The following is a 13135-nucleotide window of genomic DNA, read 5'->3' as shown; positions in this document are numbered from 1 at the left end:
CGCTAGGGCTAAAGGACGTAATTACGTGGTTCCACCTTTTTTCATCGTCGTCTCACAACGAACGATCTCAACTGGTCAATCTGACCTCCGCTGTAACGGGCTCTCCCGGACCAACCTACTTTCTTCAGTTGATCGACTCAAAGATGTGGTTCACAACTCATTGCCGTCTCTTTTCACCAACCAGAGACTCTCTGGGAACAAATGAACTGCTACTCTTCTTTTCACTGTCGTTTGATTAAGTTGAGTCATACTTTACACGCCTTTATTGGGTTTGTCAATAAAGATCATTCATCTTTTTTTCATTCGCTTCAAATTTAATTTTTAGGAACGAATTGAAATTTCGCCCAAGGCTTCAAAAAGTCCAACATGATCACTTCTTCTTGCGGGATTTTTCCGACTAAATTTTTGCGAGAATCACTATGGGGTTCTAAAACGATTTGCAATTCATTTTTGTATTTTCCAAATTCATCATTTCCTACAACGATGTCTCCCACTTGAAATTCTTGCGTATTGTCGTGAGCAGGATTTGCCTCGTTGGCATACTTCACTCGAACCATCGTTGACCGGACGGCTGTTGACGTAATATCACCCCGACGGAAATGCTTTGGATCAGCGACGATTTTGCGCTCGATTTCTGTTGCTTCAGGTACGAATTCAATGCCAAGACTTACTTTGTACCGATCGACGGCTGCTACTTTTTCCAATTCGTCATCAGAAGCATAGGCATTGCCGATGATGACTGTATCGATCACTCCCGTTGCAAACATGTGGCGTGCTTGTAAATCAATCGGCAGATGGCGATGCATCTCTAGTGTAGGCAAGCCATCATTGATATCCCATGGGCCGTATTCCGCATCATGGCTCGTAATAAACGCAGCCGTCTTAATGCCGTGTCCCTTGAAACGTTCACTGCAACTGATAAAAAAGTCGTAGGGCAAGGCAGAACCTTCTTGAGGATAGAAATTGTGACACCCATAGATAAATGGTTCGTTTGCTTCGTAGGATAAGATGTTGTCCAAATAAGCAACATTATTACTCATGTTCAGCTCAATGGCCAGACCCTCCGGATTATAACTCAGCATTGCCTCTTTATTTCCATCAAAGCCTTCATCCAACCGAATACCTTCTGCACCAAGTGCGGCGAAAAAGCTTAGGTTGTCATAAGAAATACCCAAATCATCAAAAATCGATGGCGCGATATCTAGAACTGTTTCAAACCCCAGATCCTTCGCGTAATGGATGATGCTACCGAATTTTTCACTGACTTTTTCTTTGCCTTCCGTCACTTCCAGCATACTCATGAAAATACGCGTATAGCCAAGCTCAGCCGCTTTTTTGATATACGCGCGATCCGCTTGCGGATCACTATGATCGGGATAGACCGAAATACCTAATTCACGTTTCATTCTCTTCCTCCAGTTATTCTTAGTCTGCTAATCCATTTCGTTCAGTCACTTCTTTGAACCAGTAGCCTGATTTTTTAACAGTCTTGATTTGTGTATGAATATTATTTGAAATGAAACCGTAGCGGTTCTTATAGGAATTCAACCAAGACCAGCAGTCGATCGGTGTCCACATATGATAGCCAAAGCAATTTGACCCTTCTTCGATTCCTTTATGCAGCCATTCCAGATGTTCTTGAACAAAATCGATCCTATAATCGTCTTCGATCATGCCCGTCGTATTTTTAAAGCGGTCCTCATTGGAAACACCCATACCATTTTCAGATACGTACCACGGAATGTTCTTATAGTTTTCTTTGATATTTACTGCGATATCGTAAAGTGCTTTCGGATAGATTTCCCATCCGCGGTCCAAGTTCACTCGGCGACCAGGCATATCATATGCATCATAATACCGATCAGGCATCCACTCGCCAACGGAGTTTGGTGCAACATCGGGTGCTTTCACGCGATTCGGATGATAGAAGTTCACCCCTAAGAAATCAACCGTATTATTCTTTAAAATGTCTTTTTCTTCGTCCGTTGTTTCCCATAAAACCTTGTCCTTCGTCAACAGCTCTTCTAATTCAGCAGAGAAATGTCCATACACTGCGGGTTCCAAAAACATTTTATTGTTCCAAAGCTCCGCAATACGCGCAGCCTCTTGATCTTCCGGCGCGTCGGAGGCTGCATAAGTCGGTGTCAGATTTAGAATCGTTCCGATTTGCGCATTCTCAATGTTTAATTTGCGGAATGCTTGGATGGCTTTCGCAGAAGCTAAATTCAAATTGTAGGCCACTTGTACCGCTTTTTTTCCATCAACGATATTTGGATAGTGGAATTGGAATAAGTATTCGCCTTCTACTACCACCATTGGTTCATTGTGCGTCGCCCAGTATTTCACACGATCACCAAACAATTCAAAACATTTCTCAGCAAACCCTACATACAGATCCACCACTTTCTTTGATTCCCAGCCGCCGTATGTATCGTACAATTCTACTGGCAAATCAAAATGGTGCAGATTCATCACAGGTGTCATGCCCTCTGCCAACATTGTGTCGATCACATTGTTATAAAAGTCGACAGCGTCTTGATTCACCGTATTTGTTTCTAAATCATCGATCAAGCGGCTCCATTGGATGCTGGTCCGTAAGCTGTTCATGCCGATCGAGCGCATCATGGAAATGTCTTCTTTGTAGCTGTTGTAAAAATTCGAAGCGACATCCGGTCCTACATGATTATGGAATTTTTCCGGTTCGATCTCGAAATGATAGTCAAAGACATTCGCATGTTTTTTGTTGAAGCGTCCTTCGCTTTGTGGTCCAGATGTGGCTGCGCCCCACCAAAAATTTGTTGGAAAAGTTTTCATTATTGTTCTACCTCATTCTTAAAAATAGTATTTTTTAACGAATAAAGAGGGTGGAATCCAGTGATCCGCACCCCCTTTTTTGTTATCAATTAAGCTTCTGCTTCTTTAACTTTTTTCAATTCTTGTCTTGTTGCTAAGGATACGAATGGTACATACATCGCGATTGAGATTACTAAGTTCACTGCTGCCAAGATGGCGCCGGAGAAGCTTTGAGTAGCTAAGAATCCACCAATGATTGGAGGAGTTACCCATGGCGGCATTACTGTTGCTGGCGGCACTAAACCGAATTTCGTCGCAAAGTAAGCTGTTGTTACACAGACCATTGGTGTCAAAATGAACGGGATAAACATAATTGGATTCAGCACTAATGGCAGACCGAACATCAAAGGTTCATTGATGTTGAAGATACCAGGAGCTGCTGCCAAGTTGTTTACGACCATAAATGGTTTGTTTTTACGTCCAACTAGGTAGATAGCAATGATCAAACCGATCGTTACACCCGTACCACCCATGTTTACAAATGAATCGATGAATGGTTTGTTCACGATATACGGAGCTGCTTTACCTGCTGCCAATGCATTTGCATTTGCTTCAATCGCTGGCGCATTGATTGCTTGCATGAAGGGATCGATCATGTTGGCACCGTGTAACCCGAAGAACCATAAGAATGGTGTGATGAAAGCAATGAGTAACGCTGAGCCGTATGAATTTGCTAAGCTCATGAATGGTTCTTGAACAGCTGCGTAGAAAGCAGCAAACATATCTTCTACACCGAAACCTGCAATAATCGCAGCAATTAAACCAAAGATCGAGATAACGATCATCGCTGGGAATAGTGACGCGAATGAACGTGCAACTGCTGGCGGCACGCCATCAGGCATTTTAATAACTAATTTTGGACTACCCACTAAACGAGTGAATAATTCTGCAACGACCATACCCACGATCAAGGCAACAAACAAACCTGAAGAGTTCATTCCGCTCGTTGCTGCTCCTAAAGTGAAGAATGATGCCACTGAAACAACACCTGTTGCGATTGGATCTTTTCCATAGTGGCGAGCTAAATTGTAAGCTACTAAGAACGCGATGAATACAGAAAGAACACCAAATGTTCCGTTCCAAACAGCGCCCCCGAAGCCTTTCCATGATTCGCCGCCGAAGATACCGTTCATGAAGTTACCAAAGGCTGGAATCGACAGTGACAAGTTGTTGATCATTACTGCTAACGCTCCTAGGATCATTAGCGGCATTGTTACCATAAATGAATCCCGAATCGCGACTAAGTGACGCTGATTACCGATTTTTGAAGCAACCGGGATAAAGTGTTTTTCCATAAAATTGACAAATTTATCCATTTTTTATAGTCCCCCTAATTTAAAAATAATCATAAAAACTTTGTTTTCCTTTTGGAAAAATATCTAACGCAACGTCTTTTGACGCAGTGACTTTCCCGAAGAAAAGTCCTTCAGCTAAAGATAATTCGCCTAGTAATAATTCGCTCCACCCGTGGATAGAGGCTTTGACATCGCCTGCTTTTTGTACTTTTTGACACGTCCCCTGACTGATCAGCCAGCTACCAACATTCCAAGGACATTCCTTATCTTCAGTTACTTCTAAAATAATTTCTTGTTGCTTTATCGGAAGTTTCGGTAATAATTGCGTGATGTCAATAATTCGACTCATCATATACGGTTCCAAAGTAATCGTGAAATAGTCTTGCTCAAGAAAACATTTTTCTATGCATTCATGAACAGGAGCATGATAAAGAAATTCTTCAAATGATGAGACATGGGATTTCAAGTACGTTAATAATTTTCGCATCGCGAGTTCGTCCTCGTAAGCGAGCTCATCGACTACTAATGTGTTTCCTTGCATTCGATAAATAATGTAACCCTTCGCCTTACCAGCATCATCGAAAGCTACCGCATAAAAACGGTGTGGATAATAGTCGTTTAGACGTTCCCACCACCACTCTTCTCGGATCACTGTTCCGACTTGTTGCTGTGTCAGCAAGCGTTGGTAAATAGATTGAATCTCAGGCTTCAATTGCTGCCAAGATCCGCGTTTGATAGTCCCCCTTCTTTCACTTTTTAAATAAGTAAAAGCTAGTGCCGGGATGCGGTATGTTTTTCTTCGGCTTGTAGGTTCGTACCCGAATTTACGATAAAAATCTTCAGAAAAAGGAGCAAGCTGAGAAACCGCCACGCCTTGATCATACAGATCAGACAAAAGTTCGGACATGATACTGCTGATGCCGCCCTTGCCTCGGTATTCTGGATAACTCGCTACGTACCCAACACCAGCCATTTTTACTTTTTGTTGAAAGAGCTGCATCTCGAAATGATTGGCCATCACTAAGTTCGTCAATTCATTGTCTTGATACACTCCATAACAATCCGCGTGTTCGTAACGTGATAAAAAGAGCGGATCATCAATGATCGGATCTTGCTTTCGAAAAGCATATTCAACCAAAGCTGTGATCGCTTTCAACGTTTCATGATCGCGAGCTAATTTCACGTAATCACTTCCTATTCGTTCCCTATACGTTTGTAAAGGTCCACGACTTCTTTAGCCATATCATTGAAGGTAATACTAGTCATCAAATGATCTTGACTGTGCACTGCTAAAAGCGTCACGGTCATTGGATTACCGCTGGCTTCTTCTGTTAACAACCCTGTTTGAGAATGATGGGCTTCAACTAATGCTTGGTCGGCTGCTTCAAGTTTTTCTTGCGCCAAATCAAAGTTGCCTTCTTTAGCGGCTTGAATCGCTTCCATTGCATCGCTTTTCGCATTGCCGGCATTGATGATCAACCCCATTACTGCTTCTAATTGTTCTTGACTCATCGTATCGCTCATCTGCTTATCTCTCTCCTCCGGACAATTATTTCATTAATTTTAATGCGGTATTTAAAACGGCTTCACCATTCATCATGCCATAATCTTTCATATCGATGACATCAACTGGGATTCCTTTATCCGCAAGTTTTGTTTCAAATTGGCTCTTCATGAAACGAACTTGTGGGCCTAATAGTAAAACATCTACTGGTTTGCTTGCATCTTCTAATTTAGAATCCGCTTCCGAAGCTGAGACCGCAAAGATATCAGATTCCAATCCTTCTGCTTCTGCTGCTTTTTCCATTTTTGTTACTAATAAACTGGTACTCATTCCTGCTGCACAAACTAACATAATTCTTTTCATAAATGACACTCCTCAATTTTTATTATTGTACACTTTATATAAAGCAACTCCCGTGCCAACTTTTATAGTGCACAGAAGCCGTCATGATAAGGGTTTCATCTTACACACAAAAAAAACTAGGATTACACACTGTGCAATCCTAGTTCAATTCGATTGTCTTCAAGGGTCTTAACGATGTAAGCGATGTCGTCTTCAGTAAAGCGAACCCCAAACTGTTTTTCAAGTATTGAGAGATTTGCCGCTGTTTGATTGAAGCGCACACGATGCTGTTGATGAAAATATTTTACATTCTCGAACGTCGGGCGGTTCTCGCCTTTTTTGATTTTATCCACTAAAAAGGCAATATGGACACTCAATGCCTGCAATGCCGTATTCTCAATAATCAATTCCTGGTCTTTACGGATCAATTGCAACACATCATCAATCAATAAAAACAATGTTTTGACATCCAATTCAGGAGAAAAGTTCTTCGTTAAGGAGTCCACCATCTCCGGCAAAGTGATCGTGCTTCCCAACAGGTCCTGAAACTCTAAGATCTTTTCTCGTTTAAATAAATTCATTGCTGGAATAAATGGAATCTTTTGATAATGGATCTCCATCGTTCCTACGATCGCCACGATATCTTTGTGAGTGATTAGCTGGTCAATGCGGTGTTTGAAGCTTTCTCGCTCCAAGGATTGCATCTGAATAACTTCAAACTCCTCCAGATTGACGATCTGCGAGACCACTTCATTCAATCGTTTAGAGACGCCTTCGCCAGTGAAGCAAGCAACGATGATGACTTTCTTTTCATCCTTTTGAGTGGGCTCCTCTAGACGGACCATCGTTTGGAACATGGAAATCACACTGGTGTAAATCTCCTCCAAAGAGCGTCCCAACGTAGCTAAGCGCAAGCTCTCCAATACCAGCATCGTACTTGCCATAGAGATCACTCGCGTACGAATCCCCATTTCATGAAAGATCAGATTCCCAAAATTATTAGGCGAACCCATGTCTGTCAGAAGAATGATCCCTTCAGAGAACTCTTCTCGTTTTCCTGAGATATAATTTTTGATTTGACCATACATTTTCTCAGTATTTAATGTCAAGGGCATGTTAAAGGCGATGCCGCTGGTCGTGCCCAACAGCTCCTGGACCGTTTCCAACATACTTGATGCGGTTGATTTTCCGTGCATCACTACCAGCACTGCGACTTGCCGTTCATCGACCTGTTGCGCCTCTTGATTGTCCATCGTCAAAAACATGGTGATAAAGCCGATCTCATCTAAGGGAATCATGATGGCATAAGCTTCTTCGATCCGATTCGACAATTCGATGGCTAATTGGAACTCTTTTGAATAATTCCGACGAATATCGTTTAAATTGGGGTGAGAGATGAATTGATTGCCACGAATTCGTTCAATCGTCGAATTGATATGCAATGCAAACGCAAAACGCACTTTCTCATCGTACTCACGGTTCATTTGACTTGAAGCAAAGTCATAAAGTTCATTCACCAGCTTCCACAGATCGTCAGAAATAATTTCGCGATAGGCGTTCGTGTGTGACAGCTCTTCAACATAGGTCTCAAAATACTGATCGACATCATCCGAAATCAATTCTTCCAAATCAATCTCAGATAAATTTTCACGACCTAGCTTTTCCAATTTATAGGTAATAGAATGATAAACTTCCATATCTTTATTTGGGTCTTGCCCCCAAACGACTTCCTCCGTCCCCGGTTTCAAAGTCAGATAAAGATTTCTTTTATCCATAAAAGGAGTGAGTTTGTCTTGTACTTCATTCATTCGCAGGAGGCCTTTTTGGACTACTAAAGGCAAGTCTTCTTCTACGATCATGAGTTTGTCTGACTCACTATTGGTTTGATGATGCAAAAAGGCCTTTGCGCAGACTAATTTTAAGTCTCGTTTTAATTGCCCGATGTTTCCTTCTGCATTATATAGAAGAAAGGCTAACAAGCTCCGCTTATCGATCGCGATTTCCTGCATCAATCGATTGGCTTCCTGCTGAAGAAATTCTTTAATGATGGCTAGTCGCTCGTCTAACGAACGTTCGGCTAAAGAAGGCAATTCGATCTGCATGGGGATTCGACGATTAAACGTAGACAAAAATGTCGAACTTGTTTCTGTCGTTGCCCCAATAATCTGCACGGAAGCTTTCTTTTCTTGACCATCACCCAGAGAACGGAACGTGCCCTTATCAATAAAGGTGAAAAGCATCTCCTGTCCTTCCGGCGGCAAGCGATGAATTTCATCCAAGAATAAAATGCCTCCATCCGCTTGTTCCATCAGCCCTTTTCGTGTTTCCTCTGCACCGGTAAAAGCACCACGCTTCACTCCAAAAATATGTCCGTAAAGCAACTGAGGATTTTGTGCATAGTCCGCACAGTTAAACGTGATAAACGGGGCGGTCTCATTTAATACATTGGCAGAAACAGCAAAGCGGTACATGCATTCCGCAAACATCGTTTTCCCTGTTCCCGTCTCGCCAAATATGATCGTATGCAGTCCGCGGGGAGGATATAAAATCGCGGCTTTTGATTTTTGAATTTGACTCTTCAAAGAATCTTCGCGACCAATCAAATTATCAAAATTAATATGTTTTTCCGTGGACACCGTAGTAATTTGAAACTTTACCGGTCGTCCGTCGATTTTTTTTACTGTGCCGTCCTTCGTCAATTCATTCAAGTAGCGGCTGACATTGGTCCGATCCACGCCTAATTGATCCGCCAACTCTTGGGCTGTCAGTTCGTTAGGATTTGCTCTCAATGCGTCTAATACTTCATCTTTTCTTGATTTCAAAAAAATCCCTCCCGAAAGTGGTATAAACCATTTACATTGTAACCCTTTTCTTTTCTTATTTCTACTCCTTCAAGTTCAAAAAAATTTACACTCCATTAACGAAATGAATGGGTGATTTTTTCTAATTCTTGGGACACCTCTACTTCTGAAACATCATTCGTCAAATAATACTCCAGCAAGCCAACCAACCCGTGAGCGAAGAAAACACTGGTCATCGGCGATTGGTCCGTCATTTGCTCCATCAAATAATTAATTTGAAAGCTCGCAAAAAAACCTTGCTTATCCGCACGAAACAACCGTTGCAGATGGTCACGATTTGCCGTTACATATTCAAACGTTTTTTCTAGTTTTCTCTGATTGCTTGTTTCTTCGTTCCGATCACAATACTCGAATAATTTTTGCATCTCGTAAGCAATACTTTTTTCCAGCAGGTCATCTTTATCAATAAAATGAAGATAAAACGTGCCTCGATTAATATCCGCCGTCTGACATATCAGGCTCACAGATAGGTCCTCATAACTTTTTTTCTTTAAAAGCTGATAGAAAACGGATGTAATTACTTTTTGAGTCTTTCGCTTTCGTCGGTCCATCATTGCACTCCAATCAATTAATACTTTTTGTTCAATTATCAACATAAAAGACTTTTTGTTGATTGAAACTTCTGAATAGTCCACTTATTATAATGTACACAAGTTGATTAATCAACGCCTGTTGATTTTGGAAGGATTGAAAAAGATGAAAATACTAGTATACGGTGCAGGCATCCAAGGAAGCTATCTTGCCCATTCACTCCTAAAAGGGAACAATCAAGTAACACTCCTGGCACGAGGTCAGAGAAAAAAAGAGCTGCAGACAAATGGTTTGGTGTTGACCCATTCCCTTCAGCGCAAGCAAACAAAAGATACCCTTCGAGTGATTGAAACGCTTCAACCGAAGGATCAGTATGATTTGATTTTTGTGACGATGAAATACAGTGATTTCCCGACAGTCATTGACTCTTTGGCAGAGAACTGCAGCCAAACGATCCTCTTTGTGGGCAACCAGATCGACGCGGCTGGTTTAGAAAAAGATTTGCAACAAAAAAGTGTGCAGCCTAAAGACGTTTACTTTGGTTTTCAATTAACTGGGGGTATGTCTACTGACATCGGGGTCTCCGTTCTGCGTTTTGGAAAAGGGCAAATGAAAATCGGTTCGCTGCATACACACTTTAAACTCACACAAACCTTAGATACTGTGTTTGAAGGTACAAATTATGGTTGGAGTCATGAACAAAAAATGGATGACTGGCTAAAAAGTCACGCAACGATGGTCATGATCCAAAATTCGTTCGAATACCTTTATGATTTTTCCGCTGTGACCATTCGCAAGTCCGGCGAACTCTCGACGCTTTCCTATGCATTAAAAGAAGGCATTGATTTGTTAGAAGCAAGCGGTAGTGAGATTTTGCCTAAAGGACAACAATTTCTATTCCAGCACCCAGCTCTTGCAAAGCTTTTTTACACACTCTATTATCGTTCACCAATCAGTCGAATGGTTCAAGGAAATTTCAAAGAGGTTTATGAATTGATCCGGACGTTTGAACACTATCAAACAAAAGAGAATAAAGAGCTTGATACCCTGCTTCAAACTGCTAAAGAAAAGTACGAAAAAAGCTGAGGAATTTATCCTCAGCTTTCTAACTAACAAAGCCGCCAAGACGATTTCGAACTTGGCGGCTTGTCGTTAATCTTGGTCTTTCATGGCTGCCTTTAGCGCAGCAGCTAATGGACTTTCTTGCGGTTCTTCTTGATCATTGAGTTTCTTTAATAAGCGGCGTTCTTCGTGCTTAGTCATTTTCTTTGATCGTTCTTTTTTGTCTAACATCTTCTCTGTCGTTCCGTCATATTTACAGCGGAAGTAAGCGCCGTTTTTCCCGTCGATGATCTCCATCTTGCGGTGACATTGCGGACAACGATGATTCGAGACTTTTGGATCTTTCCGACGGCGGTACGTACACTCTGGATTCGTACAAATATAGATTTTACCATCTCGCGTATTTTTTTCTCGTAACGGTGACCCGCACTCCGGACATTTTTTTGCTGTAATAGAGAAATCCTGATACTTTTTGTCGCTATGTTTAACTTCACTGACTAATTTCTTCGTATCGGCTTCGATTTCTTGCAAAAATTGTTTGCTGCTGTATTTGCCGTTAGCGATCTGCTCTAATTGCTTCTCCCATTTTTCTGTCAGCTCTGGGGTCACTAATGAAGGATTCACCAGCTCCAATAATTGCTTTCCTTTTGGTGAAACCAATAGTCCGCTAGTCGTCCGTTCCATTAATTCCGATTTGATTAATTTCTCGATGATTTCAGCACGTGTAGCGGGAGTTCCCAGACTGTGCTTTTCCATCTGTCCTAGAAGAGTTCCTTCATTCAATGGCTTCGGCGGTGTCGTCAGAGCCTTTTCAATTGTAAAGTTCGGAACGATTTTCATTCCTTCAGACCATTGAATTGTCTTTTTCGCCTCTTCTTCGGGCTTCCATCCAGCAACCAATACCTTGTTTTGACGGAAAGTGAACGTCTCCTGCTGGAATGTCACGGTTACTTTTTGTTGGCTCTCCTTGTGCGCTTCTGCAAATAAACCTAAGAATCGTGTCACGATCATATTATAGATTCGCTGCTCATCGGTGGACAATTTTTCGAAGCGGGCACGCTGTTCAGTCGGAATCAGCGCATGATGATCTGTCACCTTGCTGTCTTGGAACACGCGCTTTTGTTTTACTTGCGCACCGTTTTTGATATATGTTTTTACTTCTGGCGCAAAATCACTGACTGCCTGCAGGCGTTCTTTCATCGTTGCCTTCATATCATTTGTCAGATACTTACTGTCTGTTCGCGGATAAGTCACGACTTTATGAGTCTCGTATAGGCTTTGGACGAGAGACAAGGTTTTCTTCGCAGAAAATTGATACCGGGCATTGGCTTCTCGTTGGATCTCTGTTAAATCATACGGCAAAGGAGCCGGTTCCGTCTTTTCCTTTTCCGTTATCTCTGTCACTGTTCCTTTTTGCTGTGACAAATCCTTAACCAGCTTTTCAGCCGCTTCACGTTCAGTGATTCCATAAGGGTTCTTTTGGTTCAATTTGGCTTTTTGCCCTTCAACCTCCAAAGAAACCACAAAATAATTTTGCGGACGGAATTTCTCGATTTTCTTCTCTTGTTGCCGAACCATCGCAAGGGTCGGTGTTTGTACACGTCCAGCCGATAGACTGTCTTCGTATTTTACTGTCAATGCGCGTGTGACATTTAAGCCAACGAGCCAGTCCGCTTTTGCCCGTGCCAATGCTGAATAATACAGATTGTCATAATCTTTCGCAGGCTTTAGCTGCTTAAAGCCGTCTGTGATCGCTTTGGTCGTCTGTGAAGAGATCCAAAGCCGTTTGACAGGTTTTTCAAAACGTACATATTCCAAAATCCATCGCGCGACAAGTTCCCCTTCACGACCGGCATCAGTAGCAATCACCGCTTCTGTAATATCTTTTCGTTTTGCCAGCTGTTGGATCGTTTTTAACTGTCCACGGGTTTTAGGTAACGGCTTGATGCCGATCGTTTTAGGAATCATCGGCAATGTCTCCATCTGCCAACTTTGCCATTCCTTATTCAAATCCTCCGGCATTTTTAAACCCAATAAATGACCAAGGGCCCAAGTCACGACAACATTGGGTCCTTCAAAATAATTCTTATTTTTTTGATTGGCGTTAAGCACCTTGCTCAAGTCTCTTGCAACACTTGGCTTTTCCGCTATAATTAGCTGTTTCATAAAATTCCTTTCTGCTATCAACCGTTAATGGCTGTTCATCTTTCAATAAGGCAAGACCCCAATACTGTTGTAAATAGTCATCACATTCCTCACACCAGCGTTCGTCCTGTTCTTTCCAAAATGCGCTTAAAAAGTTATGTTTCGCACTGCTATATGTATTGGTATTTTGGAGCTCGCTCCAACGATGTTCGTAATAAGCTACAGCCGCGTCAAAATCCTCAAAAGTCGCGGTTTCTTGAATATCTTCTTGCCATTCTTCAAAGAACCACCAAGGTTCATTATCTCCATACATTGTAATTACTTGATACATCCCGCTACCCTTCTTTCCACCCTAATCATAAGTATCATGAAATAAAAATTCAAGAAAAATGTTTCTGGCTGAAACAAGTTCAAGAAAAATCAAGATAACCACAAAAATTTGCAGAAAAATATTGATTTTTTCTTAATTATATCCTACCACAAAGCGAGAGGTTTTTATATGCACCTTAAGAGAGTTATAATGAAAATCGATTTTTGAAAAC

The 13135-nt window shown here is 41.7% G+C and carries 11 protein-coding genes and 1 other annotated feature; of the genes, 1 reads left to right on the top strand and 10 read right to left on the bottom strand.

Features of this window, described 5'->3' with window-relative positions:
* Positions 1-8 precede the first annotated feature (8 nt).
* Positions 9-234 (bottom strand) — a binding site (T-box leader).
* Positions 235-314: 80 nt separating this feature from the next.
* From IGI66_RS04480 to IGI66_RS04445, 8 genes are all read right to left on the bottom strand, one after another.
* Positions 315-1406, bottom strand: a complete 1092-nt coding sequence (locus IGI66_RS04480; protein WP_438847756.1) for a DUF871 domain-containing protein — start codon at positions 1404-1406, stop codon at positions 315-317.
* Positions 1407-1425: 19 nt separating this feature from the next.
* Positions 1426-2814 carry a glycoside hydrolase family 1 protein gene (locus IGI66_RS04475; RefSeq protein ID WP_438847754.1) on the bottom strand — a complete coding sequence of 463 codons (1389 nt, stop codon included), beginning with the start codon at positions 2812-2814 and terminating at the stop codon, positions 1426-1428.
* Between the two features lie 89 nt (positions 2815-2903).
* Positions 2904-4169 carry a PTS sugar transporter subunit IIC gene (locus IGI66_RS04470; protein ID WP_010781435.1) on the bottom strand — a complete coding sequence of 422 codons (1266 nt, stop codon included), beginning with the start codon at positions 4167-4169 and terminating at the stop codon, positions 2904-2906.
* A gap of 19 nt (positions 4170-4188) precedes the next feature.
* The gene (locus IGI66_RS04465; RefSeq protein WP_314580581.1) at positions 4189-5331 is read right to left on the bottom strand and encodes a GNAT family N-acetyltransferase; all 1143 of its coding nucleotides are present in this window, start codon (positions 5329-5331) and stop codon (positions 4189-4191) included.
* An 11-nt stretch (positions 5332-5342) separates the two neighbouring features.
* Positions 5343-5672, bottom strand: coding sequence for a PTS lactose/cellobiose transporter subunit IIA (locus tag IGI66_RS04460; RefSeq protein WP_240318392.1), 330 nt, complete (start codon positions 5670-5672; stop codon positions 5343-5345).
* 25 nt (positions 5673-5697) lie between these two features.
* Positions 5698-6015 (bottom strand): PTS sugar transporter subunit IIB, encoded by a 318-nt coding sequence (locus IGI66_RS04455; protein ID WP_010781438.1) that lies wholly within the window; start codon positions 6013-6015, stop codon positions 5698-5700.
* Positions 6016-6137: 122 nt separating this feature from the next.
* Positions 6138-8816 (bottom strand): sigma 54-interacting transcriptional regulator, encoded by a 2679-nt coding sequence (locus IGI66_RS04450; RefSeq protein WP_314580577.1) that lies wholly within the window; start codon positions 8814-8816, stop codon positions 6138-6140.
* Between the two features lie 95 nt (positions 8817-8911).
* Positions 8912-9406: a TetR/AcrR family transcriptional regulator gene (locus IGI66_RS04445; protein WP_114524046.1), complete on the bottom strand. Its 495-nt coding sequence runs from the start codon at positions 9404-9406 to the stop codon at positions 8912-8914.
* A 145-nt stretch (positions 9407-9551) separates the two neighbouring features.
* On the opposite strand from IGI66_RS04445, the gene IGI66_RS04440 reads away from it, so the two are divergent.
* A complete protein-coding gene (locus tag IGI66_RS04440) occupies positions 9552-10472 on the top strand; it encodes a ketopantoate reductase family protein (protein WP_438847751.1) in 921 nt (306 codons plus the stop codon).
* Between the two features lie 66 nt (positions 10473-10538).
* Here IGI66_RS04440 and IGI66_RS04435 read toward each other — a convergent pair whose 3' ends face one another.
* Positions 10539-12614: a DNA topoisomerase III gene (locus IGI66_RS04435; protein WP_314580570.1), complete on the bottom strand. Its 2076-nt coding sequence runs from the start codon at positions 12612-12614 to the stop codon at positions 10539-10541.
* A complete protein-coding gene (locus tag IGI66_RS04430) occupies positions 12553-12924 on the bottom strand; it encodes a DUF1033 family protein (RefSeq protein WP_010781443.1) in 372 nt (123 codons plus the stop codon). The genes IGI66_RS04435 and IGI66_RS04430 overlap by 62 nt, the downstream gene beginning before the upstream one ends.
* Positions 12925-13135: the final 211 nt, after the last annotated feature.

This window comes from Enterococcus sp. AZ048, assembly GCF_051715125.1.
Lineage (GTDB): Bacteria > Bacillota > Bacilli > Lactobacillales > Enterococcaceae > Enterococcus_A > Enterococcus_A gilvus.
This window is presented reverse-complemented; position numbering and strand designations above follow the sequence as displayed.

Excerpts from the sequence above, each read along its gene's own strand:
- IGI66_RS04480 (WP_438847756.1), bottom strand. The coding sequence starts at position 1,406 with ATGAAACGTGAATTAGGTATTTCGGTCTATCCCGATCATAGTGATCCG.
- IGI66_RS04435 (WP_314580570.1), bottom strand. The coding sequence starts at position 12,614 with ATGAAACAGCTAATTATAGCGGAAAAGCCAAGTGTTGCAAGAGACTTG.
- IGI66_RS04475 (WP_438847754.1), bottom strand. The coding sequence starts at position 2,814 with ATGAAAACTTTTCCAACAAATTTTTGGTGGGGCGCAGCCACATCTGGA.
- IGI66_RS04440 (WP_438847751.1), top strand. The coding sequence starts at position 9,552 with ATGAAAATACTAGTATACGGTGCAGGCATCCAAGGAAGCTATCTTGCC.
- IGI66_RS04470 (WP_010781435.1), bottom strand. The coding sequence starts at position 4,169 with ATGGATAAATTTGTCAATTTTATGGAAAAACACTTTATCCCGGTTGCT.
- IGI66_RS04455 (WP_010781438.1), bottom strand. The coding sequence starts at position 6,015 with ATGAAAAGAATTATGTTAGTTTGTGCAGCAGGAATGAGTACCAGTTTA.
- IGI66_RS04460 (WP_240318392.1), bottom strand. The coding sequence starts at position 5,672 with ATGAGCGATACGATGAGTCAAGAACAATTAGAAGCAGTAATGGGGTTG.
- IGI66_RS04445 (WP_114524046.1), bottom strand. The coding sequence starts at position 9,406 with ATGGACCGACGAAAGCGAAAGACTCAAAAAGTAATTACATCCGTTTTC.
- IGI66_RS04430 (WP_010781443.1), bottom strand. The coding sequence starts at position 12,924 with ATGTATCAAGTAATTACAATGTATGGAGATAATGAACCTTGGTGGTTC.